The 20535-nt window shown below is 43.1% G+C and carries 22 protein-coding genes; 13 read left to right on the top strand and 9 right to left on the bottom strand.

Annotated features, from left to right (window positions below; translation table 11 throughout):
- Positions 1-195 precede the first annotated feature (195 nt).
- A complete protein-coding gene (locus ACE3T3_RS09465) occupies positions 196-1284 on the bottom strand; it encodes a UDP-N-acetylglucosamine 2-epimerase (protein ID WP_374666283.1) in 1089 nt (362 codons plus the stop codon).
- Positions 1285-1520: 236 nt separating this feature from the next.
- Here ACE3T3_RS09465 and ACE3T3_RS09470 point away from each other — a divergent pair, with 236 nt between their 5' ends.
- Entirely contained in the window at positions 1521-1970 is a 450-nt protein-coding gene (locus tag ACE3T3_RS09470) for a pilin (RefSeq protein WP_374666285.1), read from the top strand.
- 41 nt (positions 1971-2011) lie between these two features.
- Here ACE3T3_RS09470 and bfr read toward each other — a convergent pair whose 3' ends face one another.
- The 6 genes from bfr to gmk all read right to left on the bottom strand — a co-directional run bounded on the left by bfr (position 2012) and on the right by gmk (position 6949).
- Entirely contained in the window at positions 2012-2476 is a 465-nt protein-coding gene (gene bfr / locus ACE3T3_RS09475) for a bacterioferritin (RefSeq protein ID WP_374666287.1), read from the bottom strand.
- 280 nt (positions 2477-2756) lie between these two features.
- Positions 2757-2951 (bottom strand): bacterioferritin-associated ferredoxin, encoded by a 195-nt coding sequence (locus ACE3T3_RS09480; RefSeq protein ID WP_374666289.1) that lies wholly within the window; start codon positions 2949-2951, stop codon positions 2757-2759.
- A 219-nt stretch (positions 2952-3170) separates the two neighbouring features.
- Positions 3171-3554 (bottom strand): RidA family protein, encoded by a 384-nt coding sequence (locus tag ACE3T3_RS09485; RefSeq protein ID WP_374666290.1) that lies wholly within the window; start codon positions 3552-3554, stop codon positions 3171-3173.
- Positions 3555-3643: 89 nt separating this feature from the next.
- Positions 3644-5749, bottom strand: coding sequence for a bifunctional (p)ppGpp synthetase/guanosine-3',5'-bis(diphosphate) 3'-pyrophosphohydrolase (locus ACE3T3_RS09490; protein WP_374666292.1), 2106 nt, complete (start codon positions 5747-5749; stop codon positions 3644-3646).
- Between the two features lie 215 nt (positions 5750-5964).
- Complete coding sequence (rpoZ, locus tag ACE3T3_RS09495) at positions 5965-6246, bottom strand: DNA-directed RNA polymerase subunit omega (RefSeq protein WP_005013174.1); 282 nt, start codon at positions 6244-6246, stop codon at positions 5965-5967.
- 76 nt (positions 6247-6322) lie between these two features.
- On the bottom strand, positions 6323-6949 hold the full coding sequence (gene gmk / locus ACE3T3_RS09500) for a guanylate kinase (protein WP_374666294.1): 627 nt from the start codon (positions 6947-6949) through the stop codon (positions 6323-6325).
- 132 nt (positions 6950-7081) lie between these two features.
- Here gmk and ispH point away from each other — a divergent pair, with 132 nt between their 5' ends.
- The 12 genes from ispH to rplS all read left to right on the top strand — a co-directional run bounded on the left by ispH (position 7082) and on the right by rplS (position 18153).
- The gene (gene ispH / locus ACE3T3_RS09505) at positions 7082-8032 is read left to right on the top strand and encodes a 4-hydroxy-3-methylbut-2-enyl diphosphate reductase (protein WP_374666296.1); all 951 of its coding nucleotides are present in this window, start codon (positions 7082-7084) and stop codon (positions 8030-8032) included.
- A 163-nt stretch (positions 8033-8195) separates the two neighbouring features.
- A complete protein-coding gene (locus ACE3T3_RS09510) occupies positions 8196-8642 on the top strand; it encodes a Tfp pilus assembly protein FimT/FimU (RefSeq protein WP_374666298.1) in 447 nt (148 codons plus the stop codon).
- The gene (gene pilV / locus ACE3T3_RS09515) at positions 8639-9172 is read left to right on the top strand and encodes a type IV pilus modification protein PilV (protein ID WP_374666300.1); all 534 of its coding nucleotides are present in this window, start codon (positions 8639-8641) and stop codon (positions 9170-9172) included. The genes ACE3T3_RS09510 and pilV overlap by 4 nt, the downstream gene beginning before the upstream one ends.
- Position 9173: 1 nt before the next feature.
- Positions 9174-10094: a PilW family protein gene (locus tag ACE3T3_RS09520; protein WP_374666302.1), complete on the top strand. Its 921-nt coding sequence runs from the start codon at positions 9174-9176 to the stop codon at positions 10092-10094.
- Positions 10091-10954 carry a pilus assembly protein PilX gene (locus ACE3T3_RS09525; protein WP_374666304.1) on the top strand — a complete coding sequence of 288 codons (864 nt, stop codon included), beginning with the start codon at positions 10091-10093 and terminating at the stop codon, positions 10952-10954. Before ACE3T3_RS09520 ends, ACE3T3_RS09525 begins: the two co-directional genes overlap by 4 nt.
- 12 nt (positions 10955-10966) lie before the next feature.
- Complete coding sequence (locus tag ACE3T3_RS09530) at positions 10967-14869, top strand: hypothetical protein (protein ID WP_374666306.1); 3903 nt, start codon at positions 10967-10969, stop codon at positions 14867-14869.
- Positions 14870-14882: 13 nt separating this feature from the next.
- The gene (locus ACE3T3_RS09535) at positions 14883-15368 is read left to right on the top strand and encodes a type IV pilin protein (protein WP_374666308.1); all 486 of its coding nucleotides are present in this window, start codon (positions 14883-14885) and stop codon (positions 15366-15368) included.
- Positions 15353-15838 carry a type IV pilin protein gene (locus ACE3T3_RS09540; protein ID WP_374666310.1) on the top strand — a complete coding sequence of 162 codons (486 nt, stop codon included), beginning with the start codon at positions 15353-15355 and terminating at the stop codon, positions 15836-15838. Before ACE3T3_RS09535 ends, ACE3T3_RS09540 begins: the two co-directional genes overlap by 16 nt.
- A gap of 138 nt (positions 15839-15976) precedes the next feature.
- Entirely contained in the window at positions 15977-16234 is a 258-nt protein-coding gene (gene rpsP, locus ACE3T3_RS09545; protein ID WP_287907943.1) for a 30S ribosomal protein S16, read from the top strand.
- 28 nt (positions 16235-16262) lie between these two features.
- Positions 16263-16811 (top strand): ribosome maturation factor RimM, encoded by a 549-nt coding sequence (rimM, locus tag ACE3T3_RS09550; RefSeq protein ID WP_374666312.1) that lies wholly within the window; start codon positions 16263-16265, stop codon positions 16809-16811.
- A gap of 27 nt (positions 16812-16838) precedes the next feature.
- Complete coding sequence (trmD, locus tag ACE3T3_RS09555; protein WP_374666314.1) at positions 16839-17585, top strand: tRNA (guanosine(37)-N1)-methyltransferase TrmD; 747 nt, start codon at positions 16839-16841, stop codon at positions 17583-17585.
- 196 nt (positions 17586-17781) lie between these two features.
- Complete coding sequence (gene rplS, locus ACE3T3_RS09560) at positions 17782-18153, top strand: 50S ribosomal protein L19 (RefSeq protein WP_374666316.1); 372 nt, start codon at positions 17782-17784, stop codon at positions 18151-18153.
- 157 nt (positions 18154-18310) lie between these two features.
- On the opposite strand, the gene ACE3T3_RS09565 is transcribed toward rplS, so the two are convergent.
- Together ACE3T3_RS09565 and ACE3T3_RS09570 are read right to left on the bottom strand one after the other, a co-directional pair.
- On the bottom strand, positions 18311-19273 hold the full coding sequence (locus ACE3T3_RS09565) for a lipase family alpha/beta hydrolase (protein WP_374666318.1): 963 nt from the start codon (positions 19271-19273) through the stop codon (positions 18311-18313).
- Positions 19274-19473: 200 nt separating this feature from the next.
- Positions 19474-20442 (bottom strand): esterase/lipase family protein, encoded by a 969-nt coding sequence (locus ACE3T3_RS09570; RefSeq protein WP_374666320.1) that lies wholly within the window; start codon positions 20440-20442, stop codon positions 19474-19476.
- Positions 20443-20535 lie beyond the last annotated feature (93 nt).

The raw sequence follows: 20535 nt of genomic DNA on the forward strand, positions 1-20535 counted from the left end.
TTACGCAGAATAATTCGGTACTATTGAACATTAGGACTAGAGTTGTGAGTTTTGTGTGGTAACTCAACTGATGGCTCTAGTCCTCTTATTTTCAAGTTTATTTCTTATCCGCGATTCGGGTTAACTATATAATAGAATTAGCTTATCTTCCTTTGTAGCTTCAGTGAAAATAATATGCTGATCTATATTTATTATTTATGACTTGTCGTAAGTATTTGCTGTTTTGAAATAATTTGTAATTAGTTGGCTTGGTGAATTATGTAAAATAGATCTACTGTGTTTTAATTCAATAAATTTATGATTTATAATGTAATTAGTTAAATTTGGAATTTCATTGATTAGAATTGCATTGGAGCCGATACCATCTTGTCTTTCTGTGTGGTCTCTTAAAATAATTGTTGGATGTCCAAAAAATGCGAGTTCTTCTTGATTCGAACCGCCATCAGTAATAACGACATCACTATCTAATGCTAATGTTAGAAAGTTCTGATAAGTCATTCTTGGTAGTAGGTTGATTCTTTTATTGTGATCTAAGTCATTAAATAATTTAAATTTTTTCAATTTTTTTTCAGTTGCAGGATGTAGTACAAAATTTAAAATATACTTTTCTGAAAGTGTATTGAGCATTTTTGAAATTTCACTCAAGCGCTCTTTATTATAAATATTTTGAAATCGATGTATTGAAACAACAATGGATTCTTGTGATTCACTTGTATTAGATTTATTGATATTCAAAAGGTTTATGCTGTCGACTATCGTGTTGCCAAATGTATTTAATGCTGTGGTCTTGGGATAGTGTTTTTGTATATGATCAAAGTCTTTTCGTGTTGGGCAACAGGCGATATTGGTTGTTCTAAAAACAATTCTACGAATCATTTCTTCTGGGAAAGGGCTAAGAAGTTGTTTTGATGTTAGTCCGCTTTCTAGGTGAATGACTTTGTTGTTGGTGAGTTTTGCTGATACAGCGCTTGCTAAGGTTGTAAGAGTATCTCCATGAACGAACACATTTGCATTTTTGTATTTTCCTAGAAAATTAATAAGAAGCTTAAAAATTTTGGGTAACCAGCTTAGAAGAGCTAGTATGTTTGAATGTTCTTTGTTGTTGGGAATTAAATGTATTGGATGGGTTTGGATTTGAAATTCATCAATGAGATCCTGCATGGTATCTCTATGTTGCCCTGTCAGTATAAAAGTAACAGGAAGTTGCTCTTTTTCAAAAAAGTATATTACAGGAGCAACTTTTATTAATTGAGCTCTTGTGCCGACAATAAAAATATTGCTCATGATTGCTTTTCCTTTTTTATAAATGTTTAATTCTAATAAATTTATTTTCATTTTCAATAGATTTTCATAAATAAGAAATAATGCAATTTATTTGTGGATGGACGATAATTGACAAAAAATGTCATTTAATTCGTAATTTGATTGGTTTGTTATAAATAAATTAATAAAAAACAATATGTTATTTTTTGGCATACTTTTTGTATTGTCTAGTTGTAATTGTTTTTGGGGGAATTAAAATGCAAAAAGGCTTTACATTAATTGAGCTGATGATTGTCGTGGCAATTATTGGAATTCTGGCAGCTATTGCAATTCCTGCGTATCAAAACTATACAACCCGTTCTCAAGTGTCTGAGGCTTTGAGTATGGCGAGTGCTTATAAGAGTGATTTAATTACCGTTTATGGTGATACAGGTGCGTGCCCAGCATCTTTGGTGGAAATGGGTATTGCATCTACAGGACTTATTAATTCCAAGTACGTGCATGGCATAGGTCTTAATACAACATATCCTAGTGCTGTATGTACCTTTGAGTTTACCTTTAGTAGTTCAGGTATGAATGCTGGTGTTGCTGGTAAAAAGCTGATATTTGCTATGATGGATTATGCTGGCAATGGCTCTGCTCGCTGGGAATGCGCTTCTACGGAAATTAGACAATTATATTTACCCACAGCCTGTAAAGGAATTTGATTAAAAAACCCGCATTCGCGGGTTTTTTATTAAATCAGCTTTTACATCTGACTCTGAATATAATTCTCAATCCCAACAGCTTCAGTCAAATCAAGCTGAGTCGTTGCCCAATCCAGATATTCTTCTTCTTTCTCTAAAATTTCCTGTACCAAATCACGGGTCACATAGTCCAGTTGCGCTTCAGCGAGCGCTACTGCTTTTTGAATGGCTTCAATGTTCTCTTTGACTTTGCGTACATCACAGTTCAACACTTCAACTGTATGCTGGCCGATATAGAGCTTGCCGAGATGCTGCAGATTTGGCAGGCCTTCTAGAAACAGAATACGTTCAATAATTTTATCCGCATGCTTCATTTGGCGGATCGATTCTTTATATTCCGCAGAACCAAGCTGTTCGATTCCCCAATCGTTAAACATGCGGGAATGCAGGAAATATTGGTTGATTGCAGTTAAATGATGATAAAGCACCTGATTTAACTGATTAATTACATCACGATTGCCTTTCATTGCACTTGCTCCATCAAACAAACAGCCATCCAAACAGCAGGCTTAGAAATTATAGTCTATGCAACATCTTAAACAAGATACCGGCAGATGGCGAGTAATTTATTGAACAGCAAATGAAAATCGCAATCAAAAACTCTTCATGCAAATAAAAGGTGTATTTCGATAATAAAAAAAGCTTAGAGTCCAAGCGGGGAGGGGGGATGGCCGTTAAACCATTGGTTTTATCATTAGGATTATTGGTGCAGTTTTAAATATTTGCGCGCTATAGCAAAAAAGCGTACTAAGCTGCGATGGCGAGGCGCGCGGCAATTTGTGAAATTTCATCACTGATGATTGCGCGCGCTTCAGGAGCGCATCGGCCGCAACAGGTGCCTAGGTCAAGCATATCGCGGACTTCACGGTAGCTTTCAGCACCATTGGCAATGGCGTCTTTGATGTCTTGATCAGTAATACCGCGGCACAAGCAAACGTACATGGATTTACAGCCCAAGTGTTTAAATAGGATAAGTAATATTATTGATAATTGTTATCGTTTGTCAATAAAGATCATTTTGAAAAGCAATGATTGTGATTGGAATATTGAATAAAAAAACACCGCCTGAGCGGAAATTCAAGTATTGTTCGAATTTTCACTCAGGCGGTTGATAGTTTAGAGCTGAAAAATAAAGCTTAAAACTTTATTTTCTTATCTAACTTATTGATTAATAATGACGATACCGTCCATTTCAACCAGTGCGTCTTTTGGCAGGCTGGCAACGCCTAAGGCTGCCCGGGCAGGATAAGGCTGCGCAAAATACTCGCCCATAATCTGGTTGACGAGCTGGAAGTTAGATAAATCTGTCAGGAAGATATTGAGTTTTGCGATATCCGCCAATGTGCCGCCCGCCGCTTCACAAACTGCTTTTAAATTGTCAAAAACGCGGCGGATTTGAGCTTCAATGCCTTCAACCAATTCCATGCTGTATGGATCTAAGCCAATTTGGCCTGAAAGATACAGTGTGTCGCCCACCAGAATAGCTTGGGAATATGTGCCGATAGCAGCAGGGGCATTTTCAGTATGGATAACTTGGCGAGGCATTGATTTCTCCTTAATCTTATTTGGACATCATACCTGATCTAAACGCGTCAGGAATGTTTAATCGAAATAATTGGCTGGCGATAGGTTTTTTAACTGGCTATGGATGTTTCTGCCGTATTGACCGGCTGCGCCAAACGGGTAATTCGCGGAAATCCGAAATGCATGCGCAGATTCCGGATCACTTCTGCAATTTGCTTGCGGTTATGCACCACAATATTGACATAGGTTTTGCCGTCTAGATTGCGCACTGATTCGACCCCAACTTTTTCCTTGCGGCATTGATAAATCAGCTCAGAAATTTGCTCATCATTCAGGCTGAGATTCAAAGCGAGGAAGGCGTTGAAACTGATTTCTTCAGTGTCTTCCGTATTCCACTGCAAAGGCATGATATTTTCAGGGTGCTGATGCTGTTCATGCAGTAAATTATGGCAGCGTGAACGGTGAACGATCAGCCCGCGGCGTGACAAATGCCCTTGAATCGCATCGCCTAAAACAGGGTTGCAGCAGTGCGCATATTTGACATCAATGCCTTCTGTGCCTTGAATCAGCCGTTCAGATGCAATGATTTCATGCGCTGCGTCTTGAGCGAAGAGGTGGTTGGCCACCAGCTGCGGCAGCAAGTCGCCGACAGCGATCTGTTCGTATAGCTGATCCGGAGTGCTGACATGGCGCCATTCCAGCACATTTTCCCAATCGGCTTGGATAAGGTCTTTCACTGAGCGGTTAAACAGTTTCAAGGCGCGGTTTAAGGCTTGATGGCCGACTAAGCGCTGTTCATCAGTATCCTGTTCACGCAGAATATTTTGCAGGGCGCGGCGGGCTTTTTGCGTATTGATGAAACTGAGCCAGTCTGGATTCGGTGTAGCCAGCACATCCGTGATGATTTCAATCACTTGACCGCTTTGCAACGGCGTAGAAAGCGGTTTGGTTTCACCGTTGACTTTGGCGCCTACCGCATGGTTGCCGAGAAATAAGCTGGCGGAATAGGCAAAATCAACCGCTGTTGCGCCTTGCGGCAATTCATGCAAATGGCCGTGCGGGGTATAGACCCAGATTTTTTCTTGATGCAGATAATCCAGCAGTTCGTTGAACGTGGTTTTCGCGCATTCGCCATCAATCAGCACGTTCAAATTCTGCATAGAAGCTTGAATGGCCGAACGGCAGGCTTGCGGCGCATTTTCGCCTAAGACTACCCCAAAGCGCGCCGCTTTACGCATCAGCTCGGTCTGAATGGTCAGCGACAAGGTGGTTTTTTCGCCTTTTAGGCGCATCATCAGGGATTGGTTGCCGCCAGGCAGCGGTCGGCGGATGTGATCTTCATAATGCAGTACTTGAAAACTGCTGCGCAGAATGTCAGCAAGGCGGTCACAGTCGGCAATGCTTTGCAGAATGATTTCAAACGCATGGCTGTGCGTCAGCTCCTGCAGATCAATGTCATTTTTCACAAAGTGGCGAAGCAGTTCGATATTGTTGTTTTTCTTTTTAATGCGGCCGCTGATCTTGTTGTCTTGCAGCAGGGTGGTGAGGTTGTTTTCCCATCGGGTCTGATATTCACAGCGTTTGGGCTTGGTCTGCAGCAGAGCATCCTGAACATTGTTATACATATCTAAATCGAGATTTTGATAGCACAGATGTTCCAGATTGTCCGCCATTTCATTCATGCCGACCAGACGCGCCATGGGAACAAAAATTTCAAAGGTTTCTTGCGCAATGCGGGCGCGTTTGTCGGGACGCAGCGCGCCCAGTGTGGTCATGTTGTGATAGCGGTCGGCCAGCTTGATAATAATGACACGCGGGTCCTGCAAGGTGGCTTGCAGAATTTTCCGGAAGGATGCGGCTTTATTGTATTCTTTATCGCTGGAATGGCTGAGTTTGGTGACGCCATCGACCAGTTCGGCAACGGTCTTGCCAAATTTATCAGTAATATCTTCTTTGCTGAATTCAGTGTCTTCAATCACATCATGCAGCAAGGCCGCCATCAGCGTTTCTGGATCCAGACGCATATGCGCCAGAATGCTGCTGACTGCAATCGGATGCAGGATATAAGGTTCACCGCTTTTGCGGGTAATGCCGTCATGCGCCGCATCAGCATAGTCACAAGCATTAAGCACACGTTCGACGTCGCTTTCCGGAAGATAAGCGTCGATAATAATTTTGAGCTGCTGCTTGGCTTGACTGACCTCTGGGCCTGGCATAGAACACCTTTTACTGCTGGAATTACAAATTAAACAGGGAATCCTCTAATGAAAAGCATATTGCATGACTTGTCAATTTTTTCAGCTAAAAAAGTGAAAAAAATTAGAAAGAAACTCGAACATAGAATTACTTTATAACTGTTCTGGAGCAAATATAAAAGCAGGGGCAATAAAAAAGCCTAGTTTTAAACTAGGCTTTTTTATTGCGGAAGATCTTATTGGAAAGAAAAACCGTCTAAATTCAAATTGTTTGCAGAAAGTGCAAGGTCTAAGCTAGAAGCTTGATAGTCTTGATCACGCTGTTTCAAAATGTCTTTTGATACGTGGCCTTCAGCAATTTCACGAAGCGCAACAACAGTCGGCTTATCGTTATCCCATTCTACTGTTGGCTCAATGCCTTGACGTGCCAATTGACGCGCGCGTTTGCTTGCCACTAGTACAAGCTCAAAGCGGTTGTCTACATGGTCTAAACAATCTTCAACGGTTACGCGTGCCATAATAATTCTCGTTTGAATATTAAATTTTAACAGACTGTGCAGTATAAAAGGCTTTGCTTATAGACTCAAGTTTTAATCACAAAACATTGGTTGGTGTAATCAATTTTTGGATCAATTCCTGATGACGCTCTGACTGCTGTTTCAGGACTAAGCGGTTGGCGATAATGACTGCTTCAAGATCATGCAGGGCTTTATTGAAGTCGTCATTGATGATGACGAAATCAAAATTCACATACTGCTGCATGTCTTCAACGGCGCAGCTGAGACGGTGTTCAATGACTTCGACGCTGTCTGTGCCGCGGTTGGATAGGCGCTGGCGCAAATCAAACTGGCTGGGCGGCAAAATAAAAATCTGTTTGGATTCAGGAAAAAGCTTGCGCACTTGCTGGGCGCCTTGCCAGTCAATTTCCAGCAGCACATCGTGGCCTTTTGCCAGCTGCTCTTTCACTGTGCGCTGCGCGGTGCCGTAATAGTTGCCGAAAACCTCAGCGTATTCAATAAAACCGCCTTCTTGGACGAGCGCCAGAAAGTCTTCTTTAGGTGAAAAGTGGTAATGAACGCCGTCAAGTTCGCCAGGGCGCTGGCCGCGGGTCGTATGAGAAACAGAAACATGTAAATTGTTAACACGTTCAAGTAGGGCTTTAACAAGTGATGTTTTGCCTGTTCCTGATGCAGCAGAAACGACAAACAAGAGACCCGACATGATATTTTTCCTGATATGATAAAATATCTTCTCTATTTTAGAGCAGACGACCCGCAAACAAAATAGCCCCGCGGCTATTTGTCGCATTTATTTTAAACCGTCTGCTTCATTCCATGAACAATTGAGGGCGCTATGGAAATTGTATTGGCCAATCCACGTGGTTTTTGTGCAGGTGTAGACCGTGCAATTGCGATTGTTAATCGCGCTCTTGAGTGTTTTAACCCGCCGATTTATGTGCGCCATGAAGTGGTGCACAATAAATTTGTTGTTGATGACCTGCGCCAGCGCGGCGCGATCTTTGTTGATGAGCTGGATGAAGTACCAGACGATAATATTGTTATCTTCAGCGCGCACGGCGTATCTAAGGCGGTGCAGCAGGAAGCGGAACGCCGCGGCTTGAAAGTTTTTGATGCCACTTGCCCGCTGGTGACTAAAGTGCATATAGAGGTCACCAAATATGCCCGCGAAGGGGTTGAAGCGATTTTGATCGGGCATGAAGGCCACCCAGAAGTGGAAGGCACTATGGGGCAATATGACACCAAAAATGGCGGTTCAATTTATTTGGTAGAAGATGAGGACGATGTCGCAGGACTCACGGTCCGTCATCCTGAGCATTTAGCTTTCGTTACTCAGACCACGCTGTCTATTGATGATACGGCCAAAGTGATTGATGCGCTGCGTCAGAAATTTCCATTGATCCAAGGCCCGCGCAAAGACGATATTTGCTATGCAACGCAAAACCGCCAAGATGCGGTGCGCGATTTAGCCAATCAATGCGATGTGGTGCTGGTGGTGGGGTCGCCAAATTCTTCAAATTCGAACCGGCTGCGTGAATTGGCGGAGCGCATGGGCAAACACGCTTATTTGGTGGATAATGCGGATCAGCTGCAGCAGCAGTGGTTTGCAGAAAATACTAAAATTGGCGTGACTGCCGGCGCATCTGCACCGGAAATTTTAATTAAGCAGGTGATTCAGCGTTTGCAGGACTGGGGGGCAGCAGCGCCGCAAGAGCTGTCCGGCCGCGAAGAAAATATTACCTTTAGCTTGCCGAAAGAGTTACGTATTCCTGTAACGCAGGCATAAAGTGTCTAGTATTTAACATTCTGATATTTTTAATAATTTGACAGATCATTGTTTTTTGACAATGATCTGTTTTTTTATACCTTTTATCTCTATTTGTGTGGGTTTTGTAAAATTAATAGATATTATTTTAAATAGGGAAAGGTTTTGTTTTTTTGGGGGGCGCATGCGGAAAAATCATGGATTCACATTAATTGAGTTACTGGTAACGATTGCTGTCTTAGCAATTGTTGCAAGCTTTGCAGTGCCTTCATTTAAGTCTATTATCGAAAATCAAAAATTAACAAAAAGTACAAATTCGTTAGTGCAAGAAATAAAAGCGGCAAGAATAAAAGCAATTTTAGATAAAAAGGAAATAACGCTGAAACTGAATTCATCCGCTGCTGATGCTGGGTATATTTTCAATTGGAAGCCAGAAGGTGAGGTGAGTTTGAAAGTAGCTTCTGATAACGAGCTTAAATTTAATGGTAATGGGATTTTAACCAGTGCTTTTTCGGTTATTGAATTGTGCAAGGTTTCGGTTTTTACGCCTGCTAAGCCTACGAACTCTAAAAAAATAACATTAACTAAATTTGGCCAAGTTGAAAAAATTGAAGACGGGAGCTGCCCATGAGCAAAAAATCATTTCAGAAGGGTGTTGGCATGATCGAGGTTTTGGTTGCACTCGTTGTTTTGGCTATTGGTGTACTCGGCTACATTATGCTGCAAGTCCGTGCAATGGAGGCAACCGTTGAAGGAACGCAGCGAATACAGGCTATCAATATAGCGCGTGATTTAGCTGAGCGGGTAAGGGTCAATCGAGGTGGCTGGACATTTACAGCTACACCTAAATCCTATTTTACAGAATTTGCAACGACAGCGCTTCAGGCCAACACAGCGAAAGATTGTGCGGCGGCAGCGTGTACTGCTTCTGAGTTGGCTGATTATGATGTCAATGAGCTTTATAACTATTCATTGCAATATGGCATGAATTTGGGTATGGCTGAATGTCCAGGAAATACTGCAGCAAACAATAAGCGTTATTGCATATTTGTTGCTTGGGGAAATACGGTAGCTTCCAATAGCTCAACAAATGCAAATTCTTGTGTCGATGGTAATGTTTATAGAGCAAGCTCCACATGCGTAATGATGGAGGTTTACTGATATGAAAAAGCAAGCCGGATTTACACTTATCGAGCTGATGATTTCGATTGGCTTGGGTTTAATTATTGTGGCTGCGGCATTGCTTTTATTTTTAAGCGGCCAGCGGAATGCTGCGATGCAAAAAAGTACAGTAGATTTACAGGATGATCAAAATTTTGGTTTAGCTTATATCGCTAAAAATATCCGGCAGGCAAATTTAAATAGCCCAACAGCGAGTTTAAGTTCTGGGTCAAATCTAGCAGGCATTGTTTTTACGACAGCCAATATCAGCAATAAGATTACAGGGGTTGAGTCAAAATTTTTAACCATGACTCCAACAAGTGGTGATGCTGGAAAAAGCAATATGAATCTTAAAGGTGGTGCAACTTATTATAATGATCAGTTGGTGATTCAGTACCGGCCAACTGAAACTGGCGGCTATGACTGTGCAGGCAATTTGATTAATAGAACGGATATTTATATTTTAGAGCGTTATTTTGTCCGTACAGATAGTAATGGCGGCGGTACTGATGCAGCGCGCTCCGCCTTGGCTTGTGCATCTAGCCGATATTTGGCTAACTTAACGGCAGCAACAGATTTAGAGTCATCAACAACTGCTGGTTTGTATGGGAATGGTGAAATAATCATGAAGCGCGTTGATTTATTTCGTGTGCGTTTTTTGGTGCAAATTGGTGCAAATAAAAGATATGTAACGATTACTCAATATAAAGCGATTACACCTGCACCTAGGATTTTGGCAGTACAGCTGGGGATTATTGCACGTGCGCCAGACGGCACTACGGAGCGTTCTGTGTCTGCTTCTCAAGAGTTTTCAATTTTTAATCAGACAGTAACGCCAAAAACAGATTTCTCTGGCCGTTATATTAGAACGCCAATTATGCAGACAGTTGCCTTAAGAAATGCTTTGGGAGACCGTTCATGAGAAAAAGTCAAATTGGTCAGACTTTAATTATAGTTTTGCTTCTGCTTGTGGCGATTACATTGATAGGCAGCTTAGCAATTCGTTCGAGTGTGCTGTCTCTAAAAGTTTCAACTTTAAGCCAAGCGCAGCAATTGCTGTTGCAAAACTCGGATGCTGCGCTATTTAAGGTTGAAGATCCTGATCAGTTATTAAAAAATATGGCGCTCAATGGCATGTTTGGCTATATCAAAGGCGAAGATAACGTCGGTAAAGAATTGGTTTTTTGCTTTAAGTCAGGCAATGCTAATTTTTTTAGCCTTGCAAATGCGAGTTTGATTAGCTGGAATGGTTCAACGATTCAAAATGATGGGCTGGGCAATACCGGCTTTTGCAAAATGGAAAGCGGATTTTTTACTTCGGGACGTGGCGTTGTCATTACTCAAATTGCAGTAAAAGCAATGGATGCGAAGGATTCTGTAGCTTTTCAGCATATGCAGAAAGGTACGGATCCTGAATCTTCTAAAAAAGATCCAGCGCAAATGTATACCATTTATGCAACTTCAATTTTCCCTACCCTAAGCTCAAGTACATTAAGTGATAGCGATTTGAAAACTGCAGTAAATAAGTGCTTTAACTCACGGTTTAATAGCATTCCTACTGAAAAGCAGAGTGAGCTGGATGTCGATATTGCGGCACAAAATGGCAAAATTAATGACCCAACGACATCTGCAGGGGATAAGGCAGCTAGCGAAGAAACGAAAGCAAAATTGGAGCTGGCTAAAGTGACAGTTTCCGCATGTTTGTCGAACTTGGGTGTACCTGCGCATACTCAAGTTGCCAATTATGCTTTGACGCAGACATTAAGCAAGCCAACCCCTTAAGGAGATACAGAAATGAATACTAAAAAATATAAACAGGGTTTGGTAACTAGCTTAACAGCCCTCTCAACTGCAATGTTGTGTCAAACAGCAACAACGTATGCCAGTGATATTGAGATTTATAAAGCGCCGACGACGGGCGGTGCATCAATTATGTTTGTTCTGGATCTTTCTGGTTCTATGTCACAAGATCATTACGATGCAGTCAACCGCGATTTTTTTAATAATGCAAGTTGTGAGAAGGAGGGCTACTCTGTCTCTGCAAATTTAGGGACAGTTCCTTATAGCTTTAATGGTCAATACTGTTTTATAAAAGAAACTCAAACATCTAGAGTTCAAACAAGTACTACTACTGAATATAAATTGGTTCAAAGACGTGATGGTTGGGGAGGTTGGTATAATGAGTCATATCTTCCAACATCTACTCCTGCAACAACATCAACCGAAAATCTCTCACCAATCAACAATGCGCAGTTTAGTACACTTTCGAGTGCAAATCAGAATAAAATTAGAGCCTCATGTCTTATTGGCAGTGTAAATAATATTTCTGATAGTTCGCCAACTGAGACATTAAAAGAGAAGGGTTCGGTATTTGATGAAACGAGTACAGGTAGTGGATGGAATCAAATTCGTAGAAGATCTCAACTTTATACGGTTGTAACTTCTACAACTAGAAGCACTGAAGCTGGAAATAAATATAGTTGTCCAGACCGCGTTACAATGCTAAAGCGTAGCCTTTTTGACTTAATAGCAGGAAATTCAACTGTAGACGGGCAGACCGCAACAACACAGAGGTTAGCAGATACGGCATCTATAGGTCTTACAACGTTTTATAACTCATCCCCTTCTGTGATTACGAATCCTCTAGTTCTTAATGCTGCAAATAGGGCTACTCTGCTAAATTATATTAAACAATGGTCAGCTGTTGGCGGAACGCCAATTTCTTGGGCGTATGCGAAAGCCGCAGAAGGATTAATTAATCATATTGGAGGCGTTGGTGCATCTGAAAAAGCATGTGCAGGATATGGCTTATATTATTTAACTGATGGTGAGCCATCAGTCGATAAAATGACTTCAACGAGAACAATTATCAACGCTAAGTTGGTATCAGGATCACGTATTTCAGATACTCAGTGTGATGGAGACACGGGTGGTAATGGTGCGACTAATAACGAAAAAGTTTGGAGTTGTGTTAAGCCTATAGCTCAATTATTGCAAAATAAAAAAAGTACAAGTGGGGTTGAAATTAAAACCGCAATTGTAGGTTTTGGTAGTGATTTTAGTTTTAAAAATTCTTCTGGTGAGGCTGTTGTTTACAATAAAAACTTAACTGCAGATCAAGCAGCTGCATTATTTACGAGCGTATATCAAAAAGAGGCTGCTAGGACTGCTGTATTAGGTCAGGGGGGGTGGTTTAGTGCTGATAATACTAGTGATATTAGGGATAGTGTTACAAACTTTGTAGACTCAGTTAAGGTGCCTATTCCTGCGATTACCACAGGCACCTCTGCTATTCCACAAGATGTATTAAATACGTCAGTTATTCAGCCTTATGCCTATTTCCCACAATTTCAGCCAAAACCTTCTGAAGAATTTCGTGCTTGGACTGGCAACCTAAAAAAATACAATGTTGCTGATGGTTTATTGAAAGATAAAACTAACACTGCTTTGTTTAGTAGTGCAGGTGTTTTAAATACAGCCAATGAGGACTTATGGACACCAAACTATTCAGCTTCAACCACACTCACAGATGATCAACAGCGCATTAAGTTGTTGGGTGGACTGCTGAGTCGTTTAAATTTGAAAAAAACTGACGCAACTTTAAATCGCAAAGTTTTTACAAGTGATGGCACAACATTAACTGCTATTAATGAAGACTATATTAAAGCGGATCCAACTAACCGTGGCTATTATTTAGGTTTGCTTGGTTATGACATTACGGCTACTCAAGTACAAAGGTTAACTTCTAGCTTTGATTTAAGTCAACTGCCTCAAACAACGAGTGAACTACGTCAAATTGGTGCTGTAATGCATTCAACACCTGTATTACTCACTCAGGCTGGTAAAGTTTCTTATGTGGCAGCCCAAGCGGCTCAAGCAGCAACGACGACGACTGCTGCTGTGGCTGCACGAGATGCATATATGGATACAACCAATAGAGATGACTATATCTTATTTGGTACAACGCAGGGTGTGTTGCATGTTGTAAAAGCAGGAAAGTCAGATGAGATAACGACTGTTGGAAACACAGCAGGACAGGAAGTGTTTGCATTTGTGCCGCAAGAAATGCTAGCTGCACAAGGGAACGCATTTTTAGATCCGCCTCAAACCGTGAGTACAACAGAGACAAGTACTAATGGTATGAATAATTTGTACTATGGTGTTGATGGCGCTTGGACAGCACATACAGAATATGTTTATAACAGCACTGCAGATCAGTTCAAAGTCTATGACACCTCGTCTAAATACGGCAAGCAATGGGTGTATGGCGGTTTGCGTATGGGCGGGCGCAGTTATTATGCTTTAGATTTAACAAAAATGGCTGAGGCAACAGATAATCAGCCTAGAATTAAATTCCGTATTAACCCCGTAACAAGTAGTGTGGATGGTTTTGCAACTCCGTTGAGTACAGCTGAATCAGCACGTTATGCGAACTTAGCAAAAATGGGCCAAAGCTGGTCAAAACCTACCATTGCCAATGTTCAGTGGAAAGGAAAGCGCCGTTTAGTCATGCTTGTGGGTGGCGGTTATGACCCAGGCTATGAAACATTTAATTATGACCAGGATGCTGTTACGCAAAATACAGGTACTGGGCGCGGTCAGGGAATTGGTGCTGGTGTCTATATGTTTGATGCCAATACAGGGGAGCTGCTTTGGTCGACTTATGATGCTGTGGATTCTACCAAACCGTCTACAGCGCCATATATTGGTGATGGCAATGAATTAAAGTACAGTGTCGTGAGTCAAATTAAAGGTGTAGACCGTGATGGCGATGGTGATGTCGACCATCTATATTTTGGTGATCTAGGCGGCCAAGTATTCCGTATCGATTTGAACAGTGCGCATAATGCATCAACAGGTACAGCAGCCAATTATGCCAAACAAATTACTCGCATTTATAATGGTCATGTGGCTGGTGGTGTTAGCCCGCGATTCTATGAAATGCCAGCCTTTACTGTATATGCAGGCACGGGCGGCACATTTGCAGTGATCAGTATAGGTTCAGGAAACCGCAGTACACCTTTATTGGGTAAAAAAGTAAATACGGCTTATATTGTAAATGGTGAAACCGATGCATTAAATGCGACTTTTATAAATGACGGAATTTATAATATTTATGATAAGGGGGTTGTAGCAAGTACACCGCCAGAGCCAGGAACCAGCCCGACTATCGATGCTTTACACCAACTGACTGATACAAATCGTATATCGGCGGCAACATTGGCAACATGGAGAGAGGTAGCAACAGTAGTGGGAACAGGATCAACAGCTGTGAATCATGCTGCTAAAAGCGGTTGGTATTATCCATTTACTTCTAGTGAAAACGTAGGTGGCCGTAAAGCAGTTGAAAAGGTTCAAGGTGATTTGATTGCAATTGATAATGATTTATATGTCAGTACCTTTGATGCCGAAGGTGTTGGATCTACAGAAGCATGTGGCGCAGGGATCTATGGAAACAGCCGCGCGCACCGTTTCTGTATGCCATATGGTCAATGTGCCGGTACGGATACTGTTGCAAACAATACGCTGGTATTAGGCAAGGGGTTGCTGGGTATTACGATTGGGCCAGGCACATCGGGTGCTGACCGCCGTATTATTGCGCCACTAGGGAGTTTGACGAGCGGGAATAAAATTACTGATATAGTTTATGGCGCAACAAATAAGCTGATCCCGCAAAGCTGGTATGAGAAAAACTAAGGACGGAGTGTAGATGAACAGCAAAATGAAAGGCTTTACACTTCTTGAATTAATGGTTGTGATGATGGTGGTGGGCATTCTCACCGCTATCGCATTGCCGAGCTACCAAGCATATGTGCGTAAATCGATGGAAAATAGCGCTCAGCAAGAGATTCAGAAAATTGTGAAAGACTTGGAGCATCAGAAATCTAGGCAGTTTAACTATTTGGGCTATGCATTGTCTCCTGATCCTATGTATTTACCGTCTGGTGCAACAGCAACAACGGCAAAATATAAAATTGAAGTGATGGATGGCGATTCTCCAGATGCTGCTCCTATAAAGTTAGATGCAAGTCCTGCACCGCTTGGTCGGAATTGGGTAATTCGAGCCTTGTCTGCGGATGATAGAATGTACAGCTATTTGATCAATAGCAAGGGTACCAGCTGTAAGAACAAAACGTATGCCAATGTATTATTTACAACATGCGGTACAGGGAGTGAAGCATGGAAACTGCCATAAACAGAAAGGGTTTTACCTTGGTTGAACTGCTGGTTGTTATTGCCATTTTAGGGATTATTGCGGCGATCGCCTTTCCATCTTATAAAAGCTATGTGCAAAAAACCAAACGGACAGAAGTGCAAGCTGAAATGGCTGAAATTGCAAGTAAGTTACAACGCTTTAAGCTTGCAAATTTTCATTATGAGCAATCTAGAACTACTGCTATACCACCTGTGATTACAGCAATTAATTTAACACGAGTTGGTTACACGACAGGAACTCCAGTTTCGGAAAATGGTTTATATAACTATAGTTTGGCATTTAATCCAGCCGCAACAAGCTGGACTCTAACAGCATCACCAATTTCTTCCGGTATGCAAAAAGGAAATGGCGGCTTAACTTTGACTTCTGCTGGACAGCAATGCTGGTATAAAGGAAAAGATAGCTTTGATGCATCTGCTGATACATGTTTTGGCTGGAATGAAAAATAAATTCAAAACTGCGGATAAGTGAATATTAATCTTTCCCTTTGAGGGAATTTAACGTAAAATATTGCCCTCTATGAAAGGGGTTTGAAGTGTATCGATGGTCGGTACAGGGATAATCCGTAAAAACTATAAGGTTGTATCATGGTAGTTATTCGTCTAGCACGCGGTGGTGCTAAAAAACGTCCGTTCTATCAAATCATTGTGACTGATAGCCGCAATGCGCGTGACGGTCGTTTCATCGAACGTATTGGCTTCTTCAACCCAACAGCTCAAGGTAAAGCAGAAAAACTTCGTTTAGATGCTGACCGTTTTGCACACTGGGTTGCTCAAGGCGCTCAACCTTCAGAACGCGTTGCTTCTTTAGCTGCTGAAGCTAAAAAAGCTGCAGCTGCTGCATAATTTTTTAAATTAGATAGCAGGCAAGCCCATGACACCAACACAGAATGTGCCCGAAGATCGAATTCAGATTGGACAGCTGCGTTCAGCATATGGATTAAATGGGTGGCTCTGGGTCTATTCCAATACAGAACCCATGAGCAACATCTTTGACTACCTCCCTTGGTACATTGAGACCAAAGCAGGTTGGCAAACAGCAGATGTAAAACGCTGGAAACCGCATGGCAAAGGCTTGGTTGTCGCGCTGAAGGGAGTCCTTGACCGCACTGCAGCAGATCAATTGGTTGGCGCCAATGTATGGATATCAAAATCGCAGCTGCCTCAACCGGGCGTGGACGAGTATTACTGGACTGATTTGAAAGGCTTAACTGTGTTGGGCCTTGGCGATGAAGAACAGGAAGTCAATCTCGGTCAAATCCATGAACTGTTTGAAACAGGCGCCAACGACGTGATGGTGGTCCGCGCTACTGCTGATAGCGTCGATGGCGAAGAGCGCATGATTCCATGGCATAAAGATGTGGTGCAGCGAGTTGATCTGGAAGCTGGTCGTATCTACGTGAATTGGGGCGTAGACTACTAATCATTTTTGGAAATACGGGAGTCTGCGATGTTTTTTGCAGTCATTACGCTTTTTCCTGAAATGTTTGAAGCGATTACAGCCAACGGAATTAGCGGGCGCGCGGCAAAGCGTGATTTGATACAAGTGCATTGTATTAACCCACGCGAATTTGCTGAGGGCAACTACAAAAGAGTGGATGAACGTCCATTCGGTGGTGGCCCAGGCATGGTGATGATGGCAGAGCCTTTGGCAAAAGCCATCCACCGTGCCAAAGAACTTGCGCATGAAGCGGGTGCAGTTCATGTTCCTGTGGTGTATATGTCCCCGCAGGGAAAAACCTTAAATGAACCTGCAGTACAAGACTTCGTTGAATATGACGGATTGATTGTATTGTGTGGACGTTATGAAGGTGTCGATGAGCGTTTGATCCAGAAGTATGTTGATCAGGAATGGTCAATTGGGGATTACGTATTATCGGGCGGTGAACTTCCTGCGATGGTTTTATTAGACAGCATTATCCGGAGGCTTCCGGGTGCCATGTCTGATGAGCAATCCCATGTTCAAGATTCATTTGTGGATGGTCTGCTAGATTGCCCGCAATATACCAAGCCAGATCATTTTGAAGGTTTGGATGTGCCTGAGGTTTTAAAATCCGGGCATCATGCAAATATTGAAAAATGGCGGTTTTTGCAGCGATATCAGCGCACACTTGAGCGTCGGCCAGAATTGGTTGAACAAGTGGAATTGAGCAAGCAGCAAAAAAAATGGCTAAAAGATTCGCAAGTTCAGAAGTAGTCTCTATTTCTGAATGTGCAAAATCAGAAGCATTGCTTCAAACAGATACTTAGAAATGATTTTAAGTATTTTAATAGGCTCTTGATACATTGAAGTGGTCAAGTATCGAGAGAAAGTTAAACGGGTAACATGCGCCTTAGCCTCTATGCCCTGCGATGATCAGACCTCTTCTGACTCGCTTAATCGGAGATACCCCATGAGCGGTAAACATCCTTTAGTTCAAGCTGTTGAAAATGCACAGTTAAAACAAGATATCCCTGCTTTTGCACCAGGTGACACAGTAGTTGTTCAAGTAAAAGTAAAAGAAGGTGACCGCGAGCGTCTTCAAGCATTTGAAGGTGTTGTAATTGCGAAGAAAAACCGTGGCTTGAACTCTGCGTTCACAGTACGTAAAATTTCTAGCGGCATTGGTGTTGAGCGTGTTTTCCAAACTCACTCTCCAATCGTTGCTAAAATCGAAGTGAAACGTCGTGGTGACGTTCGCCGTGCTAAACTTTACTACCTGCGTGAATTGTCTGGTAAAGCTGCACGTATTCGTGAAAAATTGCCAGCTCGTAAACAAGGTTAATTTTGACTTTGCTTTACAGCTAAAAAATGCGCCAATCGGCGCATTTTTTTATGCCTGAATCACAGGATTGATGGTCCGGCTGCAGCAGGCTGTTATGATCTGAATGAAGCCTACATCGGCTGCATACAAACCGGCATCGGCTGCAAATATGCAGCGCTTATAACCCTTGCAGTTTCAAGCGGTTGGCATGTTGCCGAAACACTGCAACAGGATCTGGCGCCAGAAAGCCTTTCAAACCTAAAACTTGATTCACTTCATCAAAATGATTCCATTGATAATCATCGCGGATGGTTTGGCCTAATCTGCTGCTGCATTTGCTGACCAAACCATCATTCGGCTGTCCGCTGAAGGCAATTGGCCCCATTGCGGTAAAGATCGTATCTGGATCAAGCAAATTCGTGGTATTGGCGATGCCTGTCCACGAATAGAAGCTGATGCCTTGCGCTTGTTTAGGGCCATCGGCGCAGGCTGAAGCCGGCATGCCAAGAGGAAATTTGGCATTGAATTCCGAGACACCTTGTTTGGCCATGCTGTAGATAGAGGCTTTGAAATCAGATGGCAGGCTGGACTGCTGTGTAAAATTAATCACCGGCGTCATGACGGCATCCATCACCGTGGCTAAAACACCGCTCAACACCGGCGTATTCTGCACCAGATCGGCCACAGGAGAGCCGCCGTTGGTGCCGGCAACGGAACTGACCGATGCCACAAGATCAGGACGTACGCCTGCAATATAGCGCGCTGTCGGGCCGCCATGCGAATGGCCGATGAGATTGACTTTCGGTTTTCCGGTAATCGCCGCGACCGTTTCAACTTGATCCAGCAGCTGTTCACCGCGCACTTCAATGGATTCCAGCGGAGAAATTTGCGAAGCGAAAACTGTTGCTTTATGCCGCGCCAGGTCTGGCAGCACCTGATACCAGTAATCTAAGCCAAAGGCTGCGCTGCCTAAGCGGTTAAAGCCGAACATGCCATGCACAAAGACAATCGGATACTGAGTTTCGGCATAATGGTCTGCAATACTGGCTGAGGTGCCTTGCTGCAGCCCAGCAGCGGCCTGAGCTGTGCTGAAGAAGCCCATGCTGAGCAGCAGGGCGCCGCAGAGAGTTTTTTGATTCATACAACGGTCCTTGGTTGATTTTTTTGTTTTGATGCTTATGCCTTTGCCGGCGTTGCTGATTTGGATCGGAAGCCGGTGCAAAGACAGTTAAAATGACCATGAATCCGGTCATTTTATTGTGGAAAAATAAGCCGGCAATAGTGCTGGAGCTGATAACAAGCCAAAAGGGCAGCACTGGATTTCCAGTCCTGCACAAATACTTATAAGCCTTGAAGTTTTAAGCGGTTAACATGCTGGCGGTACACATCCACAGGATCCGGCGCAAACAAGGCTTTTAAGCCCAGCACCTGGTTGACTTCATCTAAATGGTTCCAGTTGTAGTCATCGCGGATGGTTTTGCCGAATCGAGCGCTGCATTTAGGCACCAGGCCGTCGTTGTCTTTGCCGCCATCAATCAGCAGGGCCGTGACTTTGAGTGCGGAGTCTACATCCAGCACATTGGTTATTTGGCTGATGCCGGTGAAAGAGTAGTTGTAAATGCCTTGTTCAAAGGTGTTGCCTTCACCGCAGGCGGTTGAGGGGATGCCCATTGGAAATTTGGCATTGAATTGCGCAGATCCCGCTGTGGTCAGGCTTTTCCCGCCAGCCAAGCCATCATGCGGATAGCGGTTTGGGTCTAAGCCCTGCACCCAGGTGATGGCTTTAGAGAGAAAATTCACCATGCCGACCAAAGGGCCTTCAATAGGGGTGCCTTCTGCTTTTAAGATCAGGTCGGCAACTGGCGAGCCTTTATTCGGGCCGCCGACACTGGTCAAAGAGGCCACAACATCGGGACGGACGCCGGCCACATAGCGGATGGTTGGCCCGCCATGCGAGTGGCCAATTAAGTTCACTTTGTCCGTGCCGGTCAAGGCGCGGATCTCTAAAACCTGCTGCAGCAATTGTTCGCCGCGCACTTCAGTCGAATTGAATGGTGAAACGCGGGTCGCCCAGACATTGGAACCGTTGCGGGCCAAATCCGGCAGGATTTGATACCAATAATCCAAGCCGAAAGAGTCTGTGCCTAAGCTAATAAAGCCGGCCATGCCGTGCGAGAAAACCACAGGATATTTGGTTTTGGCATAACTGGAGAGCGCGGTTTTTTTAACTTGCTCAGCTTGCGTGGCTGCGTGTACGGCAGTGAATGCGCAGCAGCTGATCAGTGATGCGATCAGAAGTCCGTATCTCATTGCGAGTCCTCAGTTTTTATCATTTATTTTTTTATTCTGACAATAAATATTGTCACCCTTATTATTGCTGAGAGGTCGGGGAATACAATGAAT

Origin of the sequence: Acinetobacter sp. (genome assembly GCF_041919735.1) — a bacterium.
Lineage (GTDB): Bacteria > Pseudomonadota > Gammaproteobacteria > Pseudomonadales > Moraxellaceae > Acinetobacter.